We start from the raw sequence: 18,087 nt of genomic DNA, 5'->3' as shown, positions 1-18,087 counted from the left end.
GCGCGGCAAATCGATAACAATGTTCAGCAATGCAAAAAGGGGCGGCCGCCAGATCGGCGACCGCCCCTGATTGTTACCGGCAAGCCGCCTGGCCTACTTGTTGGCCAGAGCCGCCTGGGCCGCCGCCAGACGGGCGATCGGCACGCGGTAGGGCGAGCAGGACACGTAGTCCAGGCCGACACTTTCGCAGAAGGTGATCGAGGCGGGATCGCCGCCATGTTCGCCGCAGATGCCCAGCTTGACGTCCGGACGGGCCGCACGACCGCGCTCGGCGGCGATGCGGATCAGATCGCCCACGCCTTCCTGGTCGAGGCTGACGAAGGGGTCCTTGTCGAAGATGCCCTTGTCGATATAGGCGGCCAGGAACTTGCCGGCGTCGTCGCGGCTGATGCCGAACGTGGTCTGGGTCAGGTCGTTGGTGCCAAAGCTGAAGAACTCGGCATTGGCGGCCAGGTCGGCGGCGCGCAGAGCGGCGCGGGGCAGCTCGATCATGGTGCCGACGGTGTATTCGATGGCGATGCCCTGCTCGGCCAGAACCGCCTTGGCGGTGCGGTCGGTCAGGTCGCGCAGGTACTTCATCTCCTCGCCCTTGGCGACCAGCGGGTGCATGATCTCGGGGATCGGCGCGGCCTTGCCTGACTTGGAAATATCGCAGGCGGCCTCGATGATCGCCCGGACCTGCATCTCATAGATCTCGGGATAGGAAACACCCAGGCGGCAGCCGCGATGGCCCAGCATGGGATTGGTCTCGTGCAGTTCCTTGGCCCGGCGCATCAGCTTGCCGGCGTCCAGCCCGGTAGCCAGGGCCACGGCCGCGACGTCTTCCTCGGTGTGCGGCAGGAACTCGTGCAGCGGCGGATCGAGCAAACGGATGGTGACCGGCAGGCCTTCCATGATCGTAAACAGCTCGACAAAGTCGGCCTTCTGGAAGGGCGCGATCTTGGCCAGGGCCGTACGGCGGCCCTTCTCGTCGTCGGCCAGGATCATTTCGCGCACGGCGGCGATCCGGGTGTCGTCGAAGAACATGTGCTCGGTGCGGCACAGACCGATGCCCTCGGCGCCAAAGCCGCGCGCGGTCTTGGCGTCCAGCGGCGTCTCGGCGTTGGCGCGCACCTTCAGGCGACGCACCGCATCGGCCCAGCCCATCAGGGTGGCGAAGTCGCCGGTCAGTTCGGGCTCGATCATCTTGGGCGAGCCCATCAGGATCTCGCCGGTCGAACCGTCGATGGTGATGATTTCGCCGGCCTTGAACTCGCGACCGCGAACCCGGAACAGGCCTTCCTTGGGGAAGATGCCGACTTCGCCGGCGCCGGAGACGCAGGGACGGCCCATGCCGCGCGCCACGACGGCGGCGTGGCTGGTCATGCCGCCGCGAGCGGTGATGATCCCGCGCGCCGCATGCATGCCGTGGATGTCCTCGGGCGAGGTCTCCTCGCGCACCAGGATGACGCTGTCGCCGGCGGCCGAGGCCTTTTCGGCGGCGTCGCTGTCGAACACGATCTTGCCGGTCGCTGCGCCAGGGGATGCCGGCAGGCCGGTGGCGATCACGTCACGCTGGGCCGACGGATCGATGGTCGGGTGCAGCAGCTGGTCCAGCGAAGCCGGCTCGACGCGGTTGATGGCTTCGGTGCGCGAGATCACGCCCTCGGCCGCCATGTCGACGGCGATCTTCAGCGCCGCCTTGGCGGTGCGTTTTCCGTTGCGGGTCTGCAGCATGTAGAGCGTGCCCTGCTCTACCGTGAACTCGATGTCCTGCATGTCGCGATAGTGACGCTCCAGCGTCTCGACCACCGACTTGAACTGGGCGAACACCACCGGCATCGCCTCTTCCATCGACGGCACAGTGTCGCCCATTTCTTCGCGGGCGATCTTGGTCAGGGACTGCGGCGTGCGGATGCCCGCGACCACGTCCTCGCCCTGGGCGTTGATCAGGAACTCGCCGTACAGGCGGTTGTCGCCATTCGAGGGATTACGGGTAAAGGCGACGCCGGTCGCCGAGGTCTCGCCCATATTGCCAAACACCATCGACTGGATGTTGACGGCGGTGCCCCAAGCTTCCGGGATGTCGTGCATGCGGCGATAGAACTTGGCGCGGTCGTTCATCCAGCTGGCGAACACGGCGCCGACGGCGCCCCACAGCTGTTCCTGGGCGTCCTGCGGGAAGGGCTTGCCCAGCTCGCGCGAAACGGCGGCCTTGTAGTCCTTGATCACCGCAGCCCAGTGGTCGGCGGTCAGGCCGGTGTCGACATGGATGTCCAGGCGATCCTTGTGGTCGTCGAGGATCTCTTCGAACATGTGGTGCTCCAGATCGAGCACGACGTTCGAGTACATCTGGATGAAGCGACGATAGCTGTCATAGGCAAAGCGGCGGTCGCCCGACAGCTTGGCCAGGCCTTCGACGGTCTCGTCATTGAGGCCCAGGTTCAGGACGGTGTCCATCATGCCCGGCATCGAGGCCCGGGCGCCCGAGCGCACCGAGACCAGCAGCGGGTTGGCCACGTCGCCAAACAGCTTGCCGGTGATCTTCTCGATCGTGGCCAGGCCGTCATTGACCTGCTGGGCCAGCTCGGCCGGGTACTGCTTGCCGTTGGCGTAATAGTGGACGCAGGCCTCGGTGGTCACCGTGAAACCTGGCGGCACGGGGAGGCCCAGCGACGACATCTCCGCCAGGTTGGCGCCCTTGCCCCCCAGCAGATTCTTCATCGAGGCGTCGCCATCGGCGCCGCCCCCTCCGAACGAATAGACCCAACGGGACTTGGTCAGCGTCTCAACCGGCATAATGAAATTCACCCTGCGATAAGTGAAACAGGCCGCGACCTTCTGTGTGGTCGTCTTGCCTTGGGACAAAGCGTCGAACGGTGATCCCGCACTGCAATATCCGGGGCGTTCACTAGCACTTAGGTCAAGAACGCGTCCACCAGCGCTTTGCGTTCCACGACAAAGACCGGAAAAACGGCAAATCTTTCTAATGACAACGTTGTCTTGATTGGGATTTCACGGAACACGCGGGTTTCGTGACCGGAGGGATTCTCTCCGCGTCCGAACTATCCCAAATCAACACCGTGATCCCGCGACGTGCGCGCGGGATCACGGTGGATATGAAGGGTGGAAACCCTAACCGGCAACCAGCGAGAAGTCGGCGACCTGGCCCATGGCGTCGCGGACGGCGGCCAGGGTCTTGAGGCGGTTGTCGCGTTCGGCCGGAACCTCGGAATTGACGAACACGCCGTCGAGGAAAGCGTCGACTGGGCCGCGAAGGCCGGCCAGTTCCTGCATCGCGCCGGTGAAGTCTTCCTTGGCCAGCGCCGCAGCCAGAGCCGGCTCGACCATGCGCAGGGCGTCGTACAGGGCCGCTTCCGGCGCCGAGGCGTCGTCCAGCAGGCCGCGCTCGCCTTCAGCCTTCCAGCCCTTCTTCTCCTCGGCCTTGAGGATGTTGGAGGCGCGCTTGTAGCCGGCCAGCAGGTTCTTGCCGTCGTCGGTCTTCAGGAAGGCGTCCAGCGCCTCGACCCGGGCGACGATGCGCACGAGGTCGTCGTCGCCCAGAGCGAACACGGCGTCGACGAGGTCGTGGCGCTTGCCTTGGTCCTTGAGCGTGACCTTTAGGCGGTCGGCGAAGAAGGTGAGAAGATCAACCGTTTCGACATGAACACGCTTCCCCTCCCGCATCACAACACCATAGGCGCGCGACACTCGGATTGCGGGCTTATCAAGTAGCTCCAAATTCGCTTTCGCTTCATCCGCGATGGCGGACCGCCTAACGAATTCTCTCTTCAAGAACTGCTTTTCATACAGGTCAATATGACTGTCGATTTTGGCGGCCAAGTCGATCCTTCGACCGGTGTCCAATACGATCCGGATCACCCCCAACGCCGCCCGACGCAGCGCATAGGGATCCTTCGACCCCGTCGGCTTCTCATCGATGGCGAAGAACCCGACCAGCGTATCCAGTTTATCCGCCAAAGCCACCGCCACGCTCAGCGGCGCGGTCGGGACCGCGTCGGCCGGGCCCTGCGGCTTGTAGTGATCGCGAATGGCGTCGGCGATCTCGGGGTCCATGTTGGCTTCGCGGGCGTAGTAGCCGCCCATCAGGCCCTGGAGTTCGGGGAATTCGCCGACCATCAGCGAGCTCAGATCCGCCTTGGCCAGACGCGCGGCCGTGCCGGCCTTTTCCACATCGGCGCCGACCAGCGGCGCGATCTCGCGGGCCAGGGCCTCAATGCGCTTCACCCGCTGCGCCATGGTGCCCAGCTTGGCGTGGAAGGTGACGCCGTTCAGCTTTTCCAGCCACTCCTCAAAGTTGCCGGCCTTGCGGTCCTCGTCCCAGAAGAAGCGGGCATCGCTCAGGCGGGCCGACAGCACCTTGGCGTTGCCGGCGGCGATTACCTTGCCGCCGTCGGCGGCCGCGATATTGGCGATGGTGATAAAGTGCGGGGCCAGGCCCTCACGGGCCGGATCGCGAACGGCGAAATACTTCTGGTGCGTCCGCATCGAGGTGCGGATCGCCTCGGCCGGCAGGTCCAGGAACGACGGGTCCATGTCGCCCAGCACCGGCGTCGGCCATTCGGCCAGGCCCGCGACTTCTTCCAGCAGGCCGAGATCCTCGACCAGTTCCAGATTGCGCGCGAAGCACAGGGTCTTGCAGCCTTCCAGGATGCGCGCCTTGCGCTCCTCGACGTCCAGCACGACGAAATGGTCGTTCAGGCCCTTGGCGTATTCGTCGAAGTCGCGGACGCGGAACGGCTGGGCGTCACCCATGAACCGGTGGCCTTCGGAGATGTCGCCGCTCTCGATGCCTTCGATGCTGAACGGCACGACCTCGCGGTCGAACACGCACAGGATGCGCTTCAGCGGACGCACCCAGCGCAGCTTGCACGTGCCCCAGGTCATCGACTTGGGCCAGGCGAAACCGCGCACGATGGCCTCGACCATCTCGGCGATGATCTCGGTCGTCGGGCGGCCGGTCTTCTCGATGAAGGCCATATAGACGCCGTCGCGCTCGACTAGCTGGTCCTGGGTCAGGCCCGCCTTGCGCAGGAAGCCTTCCATGGCCTGCGGCGGGGCGCCGACGCGCGGGCCCTTCAGCTCTTCCTTGCGGTCGGCCTGGGCAATCGGCAGGCCCTCAACCACTAGGGTCAGGCGACGCGGACCGGCGAAGGTCTTCAGGGCCTCGGGCAGGAAGCCGGCGGCGGCCAGATGCTCGCGCGCCATGCGTTCCAGGTCGCGGGCCGCATTGGCCTGCATACGCGCGGGGATTTCTTCGGAGAACAGTTCGAGGAGAAGTTGGGGCATCTGACTTACGCGGCTTCCTGCTGCTTCACCCACTCGGAGGCGCACATCTTACAAAGGTCGCGGATGCGTCCGATGTAGCTGGCGCGCTCGGCGACGGCGATCGCGCCGCGGGCGTTCATCAGGTTGAAAAGGTGGCTGGCCTTGAGGACCATGTCGTAGGCGGGCAGGACCAGTGACTTGCCCTGGTAGTCGCGGGCCAGCATCAGCGGGACCTGGCGCTCCATGTCCTCGAACTGGCCCTTCAGCACGGCCACGTCATAGCCGTGGAAATTGGCTTGCGAGTGCTGGCGCTCGTTCTCAAGGAACACGTCGCCATAGCTCATCGCGCCCAGCGGCGACTGCGGGTCGTTGAACGGCAGGTCATAGACGTTGTCGACGCCGAACACGTACATCGCCAGGCGTTCCAGGCCGTAGGTCAGCTCGCCGGCCACCGGCGAGACGTCCAGGCCTCCCACCTGCTGGAAGTAGGTGTACTGGCTGACTTCCATGCCGTCGCACCAGACTTCCCAGCCCAGGCCCCAGGCGCCGACGGTGGGGTTTTCCCAGTCGTCCTCGACAAAGCGGATGTCGTGCAGGCGCAGGTCCAGGCCGATGGCTTCCAGCGAGCCCAGATACAGGTCCTGCATGTTGGACGGGTTGGGCTTCAGGATCACCTGGTACTGGTAATAGTGCTGAAGGCGGTTGGGGTTCTCGCCATAGCGGCCGTCGCCCGGGCGACGCGAGGGCTGCACATAGGCCGCGTTCCACGGCTTTGGACCAAGCGCCCGCAGCACTGTGGCCGGATGCAGGGTCCCTGCCCCCACCTCGATGTCGTGCGGCTGCAGGATCGCGCAGCCATGTTCGCTCCAATAGTTATGGAGCGTCAGGATCAGGGCTTGGAACGAGGTGGGCTTGGGGCGCGACATCAGTGTCCGAACAGGGCCAGAAAAAAGTCGGCGGACCATAGGGCCCGCCGACTGGTGCTTCAAGCGATGTTGGCTTTGTCGCGAAGGGCCTAGTTGCCCTTGGCGGCCGAGCGCTTGCCGGCGTTGCTCATCGGCTTGCCGTACTTGGCGCGGTTCTCGGGGGTGTCGGCGATCGGCGCATTGGAGACCACGTTCGGGTCTCCTGCCTTGAGGGTGGCCTGGACCTCTGGCGACTGCGACGACATCGGCACGACGCCGGCGGTGTCGGTCCCCAGGGTCGAGGCCGAGGGGGTGGTGGCCGGGTTGGGGCTCATCATGCTGGGATCGGACATCATCGCCGGCGGCGCGGCCGGATTAACCGGCGCCTGATCGACGGGCGCAGTGGTGGTGGTCGTGGTGGTGGTTTGGGCCAAGGCGGCGCCGGACATCAGGGCGGCGGCGGCGGCGGCGGCGGCGGCGAACAGGCGCGACATGGACATGATGAGCTCCTCGTGTTCCAGGCTTCAACTACGCCTGGGACGAATGCCGGTTGCCGATCATCACGGGCTCGTGACCCTGGGTCGGACTTGAGGCCGAACAGCCTTGCGGCCGCGGCCCTGACGTCGCTGCACGACAGCAGGCATGTCGCCGACGGTCAGAGCGTCCCCGGCTGTCAATATTGCTGCTTTTTACTGCATCGGCCGTGCCTCATGCTTCGATTTTGGGCGTCTTGCCCATTTCCTTTCCAAATCCTTGTCGCGCGACCGCAACTCGCCGACCTCGACCGATAGCGTGATCATCGCCGGGGAAAACGATGCAGCGCGTAGTGGCGGCTTCGGCGGTGATCACCCGGGCGCAAAGCGCCCGGCAACCAAGCAAGGGGAGCCCGCGATATCGGCGGGCCGGAGCAAGGCGGATGAAACTGATCATAGCGGTCGTCAAACCCTTCAAGCTCGACGAGGTCCGTGAGGCGCTCGTCGCCGCTGGCGTCGAGGGTCTGACGGTGTCGGAAGTCAAGGGTTACGGCCGCCAGAAGGGCCAGACCGAAATCTACCGGGGTGCGGAGTACCAAGTGAACTTCGTTCCCAAGGTAAAACTGGAAGCGGTCGTGGACGATGCGTCCGCGGCCAAGGCGGTCGAGGCCGTGAAGGCCGCGGCGGCCACGGGCAAGATCGGCGATGGCAAGATCTTCGTTCTGAACGTGGAAGACGCCGTGCGCATCCGGACCGGTGAAACCGGCCCGGCCGCTCTTTAACGCCATCGGGAATAGGGGATAACCGACGATGAAATTGACCTTCAAACCGCTGGCCGGGCTGATGCTCGCCGCGACACTGGCCGGAGCCCCGATGGGGGCCGTGGCCTTCGCCCAGGAGGCCGCGCCTGCGGTCGCCGCCGCGCCCGCAGAGGCCGCGCCGGCTCCCGTGGCCGCCGCGCCTGAAGCCGCTCCCGCCGAAGCCGCGCCGGCTCCGGCCGCTGCTCCCGTTCCGGACAAGGGCGACAATGCCTGGATGCTCACCTCGACCGTCCTGGTCCTGCTGATGATCCTGCCGGGCCTGGCCCTGTTCTACGGCGGCCTGGTTCGCTCCAAGAACATGCTGTCGGTGATGATGCAGGTCTCGACCGTCGCGATCATCGGCTTCGTCGCCTGGGTGCTGTGGGGCTACAGCTTCGCCTTCACCGACGGCGGCAGCTGGGACAAGTATGTCGGCGGCCTTGGTCGTCTGTTCCTCAAGGACGTGACTCCGGCCAGCAACGTCGCGACGTTCTCGACCGGCGTCGTGATCCCGGAACTGACCTTCGTCGCCTTCCAGGCCACGTTTGCCGCGATCACCGCTGCGCTGGTCATCGGCTCGCTGGTCGAGCGGATGAAGTTTGCCGCGATCGTCGCTTTCGCGGTCCTGTGGCCCCTGCTCTCCTACTATCCGATCGCGCACATGGTCTGGTGGTGGCCGGGTCCGGACGCCATCGCCAATGATCCGACCGCGCAGATCAAGGCCGGTCAAATCTGGGCCTGGGGCGCTCTGGACTTCGCTGGCGGCACCGTGGTGCACATCAACGCCGGTATCGCCGCCCTCGTCGGCGCCCTGATCCTCGGCAAGCGCCAGGGCTATGGCAAGGAACCGATGCCGCCGCACTCGCTGACCCTGACCCTCGTGGGCGCCGGTCTGCTGTGGGTGGGCTGGTTCGGCTTCAACGCCGGCTCCAACCTCGAAGCCAACGGCTACGCCTCGCTGGCGATGATCAACACCTTCGTGGCCACCGCCGCCGCCGGTCTGTCGTGGATCCTGGTGGAGTGGGTCACGCGCAAGAAGCCTTCGGCCCTGGGCCTGGCGTCTGGCGTCGTGGCCGGCCTCGTCGCCATCACTCCGGCCGCTGGTTTCGCCGGCCCGATGGGCGCTGTGATCCTGGGTCTGGTCGTCTCGCCGCTCTGCATCTTCTTCTGTTCGGTCGTGAAGAACACGCTGAAGTACGATGACAGCCTGGACGCCTTCGGCATCCACGGCATCGGCGGCATCGTCGGCGCCCTGGCCACCGGCCTGCTGGTCAACCCCGTCTGGGGCGGCGCCGGCATCGTCGACTACACGACCTGCGCCAAGGACGGCGATATCTCGACCTGCGACGCCCTGGCCTCGTACGAGCCGATCGCTCAACTCCTGATCCAGGCCAAGGCCGTCGGCCTGACCGTCGTCTGGTCGGCCATTGCTTCGGCCATCGTCTTCTTCCTGATCAAGCTGGTCATCGGTCTCCGCGCCGCGCCGGACGCCGAAGAAGAAGGTCTGGACATCGCCGAACACGGCGAGCGCGCCTATCACAGCTAGGCTTCGGCACGGCTGAAAAGGCGAAGGGCGCGGAGCTTGGCTCCGCGCCCTTTCTTTTTGTCCGGACGGCTGACCGTTTAGGGAGCCACAGGCGCCCGGCGCGCTTTCAGGATCGGCACCGGCGGCTCCAGGATCTGGCCCTTCATGACCGGGTTCACCGCCACGCCCGGCGTCGGCAGGTTGATGATCTTGTGGACCACATCCATGCCCTCGACCACCTTGCCGAACGCCGCGAAGCCGGCATTGTCGCCCGGCGCGGCAGGGTCGGCGTCTAGATAGGGCGCGTCGCCGACGCAGATGAAGAAGTCCGAGGTCGCTGTGCCCGGCGCGTTGCGGGCGATCGAGACCACCCCGTCGGTGTGCTTGATCCCCGTCTGGGAGGTTGGCTCGTGGGCGATGGGCTTCAGAACCCTGGCCGGATCGCCCTGCAACCCGCCCTGGATCAGGCCGTAGTCGACAGGCCCCGGCGATCGTGAGGCCCGAAAGAACGTGGCGCCGTCATAGCGCTTCTGGTCGACATAGCGCAGGAAGTTGGCCGTGGTGATCGGGGCCTGGTCGACATAGAGCTCGATGACGATGACGCCCTGCCCGGTCTCGACATTGACCCGGACGGTCTGCGGCGCGGCGGGGGCGGCCGCCGGCGAGGACGTTGCCTGAGACGCCTGAGCGAGCGCCGGCGCCGCAACGAACGCGACAGCCATAGCGAGGAGTTTCCGACGATGCATGGCGTGTTCCCAAAGAGCGAAGCGGCAGGGGCCGACTGCAACCGGTTTTTGTAGGCGAGTCGATTGCCAACTCGAAAGTCATGCCGCATGCACAAGGGCTCCGCCTAGGGCAACGCTATAGAGACCGCCATGAAGATCGCTTTTGTTGACACCTCAGGTCTGACCTACAACCCGGAAACACCCTTCTCCCAGCCACTGGGCGGCACGCAATCGGCGGCATGCTTTCTTTCCAGCGCCATGGCGGCTCAGGGGCACACTGTCAGCCTACTGTGCTCCGGCGGGAGCGAGCAGATGGTCATGGGCGTACGCTGTATGCGGTTCGATCAAGGCGCTCTCCCCTATCTCAACGATCAGGATGTCGTCATCGTCGTGACCGCCCCGATCGGCGCGAACTTGCGCCAGGCCGGGGTGACGGTTCCGCTGGTGAACTGGCAGCACATGGCTGTAGGCAGCAACAGAGTGGCTCCTTTCGCCGAGCCCGCCGAACGCGCCGCGTGGAACAGTACGGTCTTCGTCAGCGCCAATCAGCGCGACAGCTTCGTTGCTAAATGGAAAATGGACGGCGAAGTCATCGGCAACGCCATCAACCCCACATTCGCGCGATCGACGCGTGACAATCCGACCTTCGCCGAGCGCGGCGACGATCCGACCCTGTTTTACGCAAGCGCCCCGGGGCGCGGGTTGGACTTCCTGCTCGTAGCGTTCCCGACGATCCGGAAGTTCCTGCCCAATGCTCGCCTGAAGGTCTTTTCCGACCAGGCGATGTACCAGGTTCCGCCCGAAAAGGACGAATTCGCGGTCTATTACGAAGTCGCGCGTAGTCTGCCAGGTGTTGACTATGTCGGCGGCGTTTCACAATCGGAACTGGCCCGAGAAATGCTCTCGGCTGACATCTGGGCCTATCCTACGATCTTCGTCGAGACATCGTGCATCGTGCTGATGGAAGCTGGCGCCGCAGGCTGCATGCTGGTCGGTTCCGACGTCGGCGCGTTGCGTGAAACCTCCGGGCGTTTCGGACACCTTTTCCAGAACGGCAATTCTCGGGCGGGGCTGTCTACCCAGTTCGCCCACACCCTGGTGGCGGAAGTAGAACGCGCGCGGGAGAATCCAGCGGCCCACAGAGCCTTTGTCGATGAGCAGGCGTCGTGGTTCCGGCAGACCTGCGACTGGGATCGCCGCGCCGAACAATGGACGGCTCTGCTCGAAGGGCTATCGCAGCAGTCGAAGGGCCCCACCTTGGCCGGCTAAAGCCCCCGGTCCAGCCGGCATCGCCGCACCCACCAGTCGGGTCGCATGTTCTCCAGCCGCTCGACCAGACCCTCCGCCTCGATGTCGCCGGCGCACAGCGCAAAGCAGGTGGCACCCGAGCCCGACATCCGGGCCATGAGCGTCTCGGGTTCATCGCGCAGGACGTCCAGCACCTCGCCGATCAGGGGCTCCAGCGCGACGGCGGGCGCCTCCAGGTCGTTGCGGGTGGCCGCGACCAGCCAGGCGGCGACCTCCTCGGCGCTTTCGAAGGCGTCCGGCATCCAGGGCCGGGCCTCGCCTTCCGGCGCGATGGCGGCGTCATAGGCGCGATAGACCGCCCCGGTCGGCGACGGCGCCAGCGGATTGACCAGAACGGCGTTCAGCGACGGCAGGCCGGGCGCGGGCGACAGACGCTCTCCCCGCCCCTCGGCCATGACAGGCTGCCCCCACAGGCAAGCTGCGCCATCGGCGCCCAGACTGGACGCCATGGCTTCCAGAGCCTCGTCGGAGAGGCCCGGAGCCAGAGCGTCGCGCAGCAGGCGCAGGGCCGCGCCAGCGTCGCTGGAGCCGCCCCCAAGGCCCGCCGCGATCGGCAGGCGCTTGTCGAGCAAGAGACGGAACGGCGGCAGGGGCGCGGCCGCGCCGGCATGGAAGGCCCGGGCGGCGCGCATGACCAGATTGTCGTCGCCCGCCGGAATGCCGGCCCCGAACGGCCCGGTGGTCTCGAAGCTGGGCGCATCGCTGGCCTGCAGCGAGACCTCGTCGCCGACGTTGGCGAAGACCATCAGGCTTGAGATCGGGTGATAGCCCTCCGCATCGGGTCCGCCGACGTGCAGGAACAGGTTGACCTTGGCCGGGGCGAAGGCGGAAAGGCGCATGGCGAAACCTTAGGACGAACGGCTAGACCCGTCCGATAGCTCAGTTGCCGGCGATGGTCGATGACGCCGCAGGTCCGACCGCGCCCAGACCGTCCTTCAGCTTGGCTTCGGCGTCAGCCTTCTGCTTGGCGTCCGGCTCCAGGCTCAGCACCCGACGCCACTGGAACTCGGCTTCGATATGCCGGCCCGCGCGCCAGTAAGCGTCGCCCAGATGACCGTTGACGTCCGGATCGCCCGGTTCCATCTCGACGGCCTGCTCCAACTTCTCGACGGCGACCTTGTAGTTGCCCAGCCGGTAATAGGCCCAGCCCAGCGAATCGAGCATGGCGCCCGACTGCGGACGGGCGTCGACGGCCTTCTGGACCATGGCCAGGGCCTCGGGCAGACGCTCGTTGCGGTCGATCCAGGAATAGCCGAGGAAATTCAGCAGCTCCGGCTCGTCCGGATTGAGCTTCAGCGCCGCGCCCAAGTCATGCTGGGCCTCGGCCCAGCGACCCGCGCGCTCCAGGGCGATCCCCCGAAGATAGAGCACGCGCCAATCGGGCCGTTCGGCCTCGCGGGCGATCAGGGAGTCCAGAACCTTGACCGACTCGTCCCAGTGCTCGTTGGCGCGAAGCAGGTCGGCCAGGGCGATCTGGGCGTCGCGGTCGCCGGGCGCGGTGGCCATCGACTGGCGGGCGATTTCGAGCGCGCGGGTCTTGTCGCCGCTCTGCTGATAGGTCCAGGCCAGCTTGCCCTGGGCCGTCGCGTACTGGGGCGAGCTTGCTGGAACATGGCCAAAGGCGTCGATAGCCCCGCGATGATCTTCGGCCTGGTTCAGCAGGTCGCCGACCAGCATCCAGGCTTCCTCGCGTTCGGGATCCAGCCGCAGGGCCAGACGCAGATAGGCCAGGGCGAACTGGCTCTGGCGCTCGCCGGCGAAGTTGGCGGCGCACGCCACCAAGTTCTGGGCTGCGCCCTGCCGGATCGACGGCATCGGCGGCGCTGGGCTCTTGGCCACGGCGCGCGCGCGGGCAGCCTGCAGTCCAGCGTCCGACGGATCTGCCGCCAGGGCCTGATCGTAGAGCGCGATCGCGTCGGCGTGGCGTTTGCGACGCTCGAGGAACGCGCCGTAGTCGAGCATGAAAATGCCGGCGGTATTCGATGACGCGGTCAGCGCCTTGTAGTCGGTCTCGGCCTCGTCATAGCGCCGGGCGCGTTCGAACAGGCGCGCCTGGCCCAGCTGACCAAAATACTGCACCAGCCGGTCGTTCTGCAGGCTGGGCTGGACCGTCGCGCCCTCGGCGTCGCCTGCGGCAGCGGCAATCCAGGGCCCCAGCAGGGCGGCGGCCGGGCGGTGCGGGAAGGCGATCGGCTCGGCCTTCAGAAGGGCCTGGGCGTCCTTGCCCTTGCCGGAGGCCAGCAGTTCCACGATCCGGGTCAGCGTCGCCAGCCGCTTGATCGCCTCGCCCGCATCCTCGCCGCGAGGCGCGATTTGCGCGGCGCGGGTCACCTCGCCCGAGAGCAGCAGGGCCGTGAAGGTCCGCTCGCTGATCATGGCGGGATCATCAGCCAGCACGCCCGCAACGCCGAAATAGTCGGCCGCCTCGCGCGTGCGGCCATCGCGCAGCGCCGCCTGTCCGGCCAGGAACTGGCCATAGGAACTGCGCATGTCGAACAAGGAGTAGCCGGCCGATACAGGACCGCGCAGGGCGACATCCGGGGTCGAGGCGCAGGCCGACAGGGTGAGCAGGGACGCGGCGGCGAGGAGGACTTTGAAACGCATGCTGGCACCCTGTTGGGTTTCGACGCGCGCCGCAAGTCCGCGACGCGCGGCAAAAACGCTTGGTGGGCCCAGAGCACGCCAACAAAAAGGCCTCCCGATCGGTTGGATCAGGAGGCCCTTGTCGTCACATGTTCGGATAGTTGGGGCCGCCGCCGCCTTCGGGCGTGGTCCAGACGATGTTCTGCGATGGATCCTTGATGTCGCAGGTTTTGCAGTGGACGCAGTTCTGGGCGTTGATCTGGAAGCGGGGATCAGTCCCCTGCTCGTTGTACAGCACCTCATAGACGCCGGCCGGGCAGTAGAGCCGCGCCGGTTCGCCATATTTGGGCAGGTTGACCGAGATCGGGATCGACGGATCCTTCAGCGTCAGGTGAGCCGGCTGGTCTTCCTCGTGGTTGGTGGCCGACAGGAACACCGAAGACAGCTTGTCGAAGCTGATCACGCCGTCGGGCTTGGGATAGACGATCGGCTTGTGGTCCTTGGCCAGCTCGGTCGAGGCGGCGTCGGTCTTGTCGTGCTTCATGGTGCCGAAGAACGAGAAGCCGCCCGTCAGGTGGGTGCACCACATGTCGAACATGCCGGCGGCGCCGCCGAAGAAGGTGCCCAGCTTGCCCAGCAGCGGCTTGGCGTTGCGGACGACCTTCAGCTCCTTGGCGACCCAGCTCTTCTCAAACGCCGTCTGGTACTCGACCAGCTCGTCGCTGGCGCGGCCGGCGGCCAGGGCCTTGAAGGCCTGTTCGGCGGCCAGCATGCCGGTCTTCATGGCGTTATGGCTGCCCTTGATGCGGGGCACATTGACGAAGCCGGCCGAGCAGCCGATCAGCGCCCCGCCCGGGAAGGTCAGCTTGGGGATCGACTGATAGCCGCCCTCGGTGATGGCCCGCGCGCCATAGGAGATGCGGCGACCGCCTTCGAGGTGCGGCTTGACGGTCGGGTGGTGCTTGAAACGCTGGAACTCGTCGAACGGCGAAAGCCACGGGTTCTTGTAGTTCAGGTGCACCACATAGCCGATCGACACGTAGTTATCGCCGAAGTGGTACATGAAGCTGCCGCCGCCGGTCTTGTCGTCCAGCGGCCAGCCGGTGGTGTGCTCGGCCAGGCCCGGCTGGTGCTTCTCGGGCGGCACCTGCCACAGTTCCTTGATGCCGATGCCGTACTTCTGCGGCGACTTGCCGGCCTGCAGGTCGAACTTGGCGATCAGCTGCTTGGCCAGCGAGCCCCGCACGCCCTCGGCGATGAACACGTACTTGCCGTGCAGTTCCATGCCGGGCTGGTAATCGGGCTTGTGTTCGCCGTCCTTGGCGATGCCGACCACGCCGACCACGACGCCCTTCAGCGAGCCGTCGTCGTTCCAGACCATGTCGGAGGCGGCGAAGCCGGGATAGATCTCGACGCCCAGCTCCTCGGCCTTGCCGGCCAGCCAGCGCGTCAGATTGCCCAGCGAGGCGATGTAGCAGCCGTGGTTGTGCATGAACGGCGGCAGGGCGAACATCGGCAGAGACAGCTCGCCCTGCGGACCCAGGATCAGGAAGCGATCCTTGGTGACCGGCGTCTCGAGCGGCGCGCCCTCTTCCTTCCAGTTGGGGAAGAGCTCGTTGAGGGCCTTGGGGTCGATCACGGCGCCGGAAAGAATGTGCGCGCCGACCTCGGAGCCCTTTTCCAGCAAGGCGACCGAAATCTCGGTGCCAGCCTTGGCGGCCAACTGCTTGAGGCGAATGGCGGCCGACAAGCCGGCGGGGCCGCCGCCGACGATGACGACGTCGTATTCCATCGACTCGCGTTCGAGGACTTCGCTCATGGGATCTCCCGCCCCGGGGCCATCGCTTGCGTGGATGGCGCCCGTCTTATGACTGTTTGAATCTGACCTTATCCGAACGTGACGCAGTGGCGGTCAAGGATAAAGCGCTGACTTTTGTTGCGGCGCAGCGTGGAGAGCGGACAAAGATCACGCTATGGGTATCAGCATGAGCCTCGCCGTCGATCCGCGCGCCGTCGAAAGCCTGCTCGCCTTCTGGGCGGATGCGGGGGTCGACGCCACCTATTCGGATGCGCCGATCGACCGTCTGGCCGAAGGTGCGGCCCTGCTGCGCGCCAAGAGCCAGCCTGCCGCCGTCGTGGCCGCAGCGCGTCCGATACTGGTTTCCAACGCCTCGCCCGATGTTTCGACGGCGATCGCCCAGGCGCGTGCAGCGGCCGCCGCCTGCCAGGACCTGGAAGCCCTGGCCGCCGCCATCGCCGCCTTCGACGAATGCTCGCTGAAAACCCAGGGCGCCAGGCAGGCCGTGGTGTCGCGCGGTCCGGGCGACGCGCCGCTGATGATTATCGGCGAATGCCCCGGCGCCGATGAAGACGCGCAGGGGCAGCCGTTTGTCGGTCGCGCCGGGCAACTTCTTGATCGGATGCTGAAGGCCTCAGGCCTGACCGACCGCGTTTTCATCACCAACACCGTCTTCTGGCGACCGCCGGGCAACCGAACCCCAACCCCCCAGGAACAGGCTGTCTGCGCGCCGTTCCTCGAACGCGCCATCGCCCTGGTGAACCCCAGGATGCTGCTGCTGATCGGCGGGGCCTCGGCCAAGGCCATGCTCAAGCGCGACGAAGGCATTCTGTCGCTGCGGGGCCGCTGGTTCGAATGGACCTCGTCGGACGGCGCAAGGGAGCTGCCGGCTCTCCCGACCCTGCATCCGGCCTTCCTGCTCAGGCAGCCGGCGGCCAAGAAGAAAGCCTGGCAGGATCTGCTGACCTTGACCGAAAGACTTGATCGTCCGGAGCGTCCCCACTAGGACTCTGGTCGACCAGTCGGAACGGGGACGCGCCGCCTTCGGGAAGCGCGATACGCATTGCAGCTCATCGCTCGCCCTCTGGCCGTGCTCTCGGCCCTTGTCCTGTGTATGGGCGCCGCCATCGGCGCCCACGCATCCAGCCTCGAGCCGCTCACCAAGGATGACGTCCGCTACTATCGCGCTGCGTTCTCGGCCTCCGAGCGCGGTGATTTCGACGCCGCCGAGGCGGCCTTCGCCAACGCCCGCGACAAAAGCCTGGCTGGCCGTCTGGCCTATGCCAAGGTCATGCACCCCCGCGCCTATACCGCCGAATACGAAGACCTGACCGGCTGGCTGAAGGCCTATGGCGACCAGTCGGGCGCCGACAAGGTCTATACGCTGGCCGTCAAGCGCAAGCCGGCCAAGGGCCCCGCCCCGCGCCCGCCGGCCCTGTTTGTTGCGACCGAGAAAGGGCCGCCGCCGGCCGACAAGGCGCGCGGCGCGCGCGAGGCCTATTATTCCGGCGACATCGCCAGGGCCCTGACCCTGGCCCAGATCAGCGGCGAACGCTGGATCGCGGGTTTGGCTTCCTATCGCCTGGGCCAGCACGCCCAGGCCCAGGACTATTTCGACCAGGTGGCCCGCGACGAAAGCCAGGATGACTGGCTGCGCGCCGCCGGAGCCTTCTGGGCCGCCCGCGCCGCCAGCGCGGCGGGTCGCAGCGCCGACGCCCGCGAGGCGCTGATCGAAGCCGCCCGCTCGCCCAACACCTTCTACGGCATGATCGCCGCCCGCCAGCTGACCCTGGCCGGGGTGGCCCTGCCCAACGATCCCGACGATCCGATCGCCGCCCTGATCAGTCGCTTCAGCTATGACGGCCCGGACATCACGTCACTGAACCGCCTGCTCAGCGCCGACGACCGCGCCCGCCGCGCCGCCGCCCTGGCCCAGATCGGCCGCTGGGCCGAGGCCGGCCAGGAATTGCGCGCCGGCCTGTCACTGGCCGGGACCGAGAAGGCGCGCGGCGACTGGATGAGCCTGACCCTGGCCCTGAACGCCCGCGCGCCGCTGAATGCCGGTCGCCCCGTCGCCCGCCTCGGCTCGGACGACTATCCCCTGCCCCCGCTGGAGCCCAAGGGCGGCTTCACCATCCACAAGGCCATGGTCTACGCCCTGGTGCGCCAGGAGAGCCGCTTTGACCCCTCGGCGGTCTCCGGCGCCGGCGCGGTGGGCCTGATGCAGTTGATGCCGATCGCCGCCGCCCGCGCCGCCGGCGACGACAAGCTGCTGGCCGACAACACGCCCCTGCTGGACCCGGCCTTCAACCTGCGGGTCGGTCAGGACTATTTCACCTGGCTGATGGATCGCGGCCTGCAGAGCAATGACATGCTGCGCGCCGTGGCGGCCTATAACGGTGGCCCCGGCACCCTGCTCAAGACCCAGGCCCAGCTGGGCGCCGACTGTGACAGCCTGCTGCTAATCGAAAGCCTGCCGGCTGTTGAGACGCGCAACTATGTCGAGAAGGTCGTGGCCTCGTACTGGACCTATCGCCGGCTGATGGGCGCCGAGACCCGCACCCTGGACGCCGTGGCCCTGGGCGCGCGCGAGATCGACTTCCGTCTGGACCTCTAGAGCGTTATTCGGCGAAGTGGATACCGGTTCGCCGCCGAAATAACGCGTCAAAACGAGAATCTAGAGCAAACGTCATGATTCAATC

General features: G+C 66.4%; 13 protein-coding genes. 5 read left to right on the top strand and 8 right to left on the bottom strand.

Translation table 11 applies throughout. From position 1 onward, the window contains the following. Window positions 1–93: 93 nt before the first annotated feature. The 4 genes from ppdK to ACW176_RS16090 all read right to left on the bottom strand — a co-directional run bounded on the left by ppdK (window position 94) and on the right by ACW176_RS16090 (window position 6,673). Window positions 94–2,778, bottom strand: a complete 2,685-nt coding sequence (gene ppdK / locus ACW176_RS16105; protein WP_419316911.1) for a pyruvate, phosphate dikinase — start codon at window positions 2,776–2,778, stop codon at window positions 94–96. A gap of 336 nt (window positions 2,779–3,114) precedes the next feature. Next, window positions 3,115–5,289 (bottom strand): glycine--tRNA ligase subunit beta, encoded by a 2,175-nt coding sequence (gene glyS, locus ACW176_RS16100; RefSeq protein ID WP_492109857.1) that lies wholly within the window; start codon window positions 5,287–5,289, stop codon window positions 3,115–3,117. Between the two features lie 5 nt (window positions 5,290–5,294). After that, window positions 5,295–6,194, bottom strand: a complete 900-nt coding sequence (locus ACW176_RS16095; protein WP_492109856.1) for a glycine--tRNA ligase subunit alpha — start codon at window positions 6,192–6,194, stop codon at window positions 5,295–5,297. Between the two features lie 89 nt (window positions 6,195–6,283). Next, on the bottom strand, window positions 6,284–6,673 hold the full coding sequence (locus tag ACW176_RS16090) for a hypothetical protein (RefSeq protein WP_492109855.1): 390 nt from the start codon (window positions 6,671–6,673) through the stop codon (window positions 6,284–6,286). 416 nt (window positions 6,674–7,089) lie between these two features. On the opposite strand from ACW176_RS16090, the gene ACW176_RS16085 reads away from it, so the two are divergent. Both ACW176_RS16085 and ACW176_RS16080 read left to right on the top strand, forming a co-directional pair. Then, on the top strand, window positions 7,090–7,428 hold the full coding sequence (locus tag ACW176_RS16085) for a P-II family nitrogen regulator (RefSeq protein ID WP_062146628.1): 339 nt from the start codon (window positions 7,090–7,092) through the stop codon (window positions 7,426–7,428). Window positions 7,429–7,456: 28 nt separating this feature from the next. Continuing rightward, window positions 7,457–8,992 (top strand): ammonium transporter, encoded by a 1,536-nt coding sequence (locus ACW176_RS16080; protein ID WP_492109854.1) that lies wholly within the window; start codon window positions 7,457–7,459, stop codon window positions 8,990–8,992. 77 nt (window positions 8,993–9,069) lie between these two features. On the opposite strand, the gene ACW176_RS16075 is transcribed toward ACW176_RS16080, so the two are convergent. Beyond that, on the bottom strand, window positions 9,070–9,693 hold the full coding sequence (locus ACW176_RS16075; RefSeq protein ID WP_492109853.1) for a peptidylprolyl isomerase: 624 nt from the start codon (window positions 9,691–9,693) through the stop codon (window positions 9,070–9,072). 153 nt (window positions 9,694–9,846) lie between these two features. Between ACW176_RS16075 and ACW176_RS16070 the strand changes: the two genes are divergently transcribed. Beyond that, window positions 9,847–10,965 carry a glycosyltransferase family 4 protein gene (locus tag ACW176_RS16070; RefSeq protein ID WP_492109852.1) on the top strand — a complete coding sequence of 373 codons (1,119 nt, stop codon included), beginning with the start codon at window positions 9,847–9,849 and terminating at the stop codon, window positions 10,963–10,965. On the opposite strand, the gene ACW176_RS16065 is transcribed toward ACW176_RS16070, so the two are convergent. The 3 genes from ACW176_RS16065 to ACW176_RS16055 all read right to left on the bottom strand — a co-directional run bounded on the left by ACW176_RS16065 (window position 10,962) and on the right by ACW176_RS16055 (window position 15,406). Further along, window positions 10,962–11,843 (bottom strand): 4-(cytidine 5'-diphospho)-2-C-methyl-D-erythritol kinase, encoded by an 882-nt coding sequence (locus ACW176_RS16065; RefSeq protein WP_492109851.1) that lies wholly within the window; start codon window positions 11,841–11,843, stop codon window positions 10,962–10,964. The two genes, ACW176_RS16070 and ACW176_RS16065, sit on opposite strands and share 4 nt — an antisense overlap. Window positions 11,844–11,883: 40 nt before the next feature. Beyond that, entirely contained in the window at window positions 11,884–13,608 is a 1,725-nt protein-coding gene (locus ACW176_RS16060; RefSeq protein WP_492109850.1) for a tetratricopeptide repeat protein, read from the bottom strand. Window positions 13,609–13,732: 124 nt separating this feature from the next. Further along, window positions 13,733–15,406: an electron transfer flavoprotein-ubiquinone oxidoreductase gene (locus ACW176_RS16055; protein ID WP_419316926.1), complete on the bottom strand. Its 1,674-nt coding sequence runs from the start codon at window positions 15,404–15,406 to the stop codon at window positions 13,733–13,735. 166 nt (window positions 15,407–15,572) lie between these two features. Between ACW176_RS16055 and ACW176_RS16050 the strand changes: the two genes are divergently transcribed. After that, window positions 15,573–16,391 (top strand): uracil-DNA glycosylase, encoded by an 819-nt coding sequence (locus tag ACW176_RS16050; RefSeq protein WP_492109849.1) that lies wholly within the window; start codon window positions 15,573–15,575, stop codon window positions 16,389–16,391. A 108-nt stretch (window positions 16,392–16,499) separates the two neighbouring features. Next, entirely contained in the window at window positions 16,500–18,002 is a 1,503-nt protein-coding gene (locus tag ACW176_RS16045) for a lytic transglycosylase domain-containing protein (protein ID WP_492111951.1), read from the top strand. The last annotated feature ends 85 nt before the right edge of the window (window positions 18,003–18,087 follow it).

The organism is Caulobacter sp. FV1ye13L (assembly GCF_058681155.1).
Note: the sequence above shows the minus strand (reverse complement) of the source record. Positions and strands in the feature narration are given on the sequence as shown.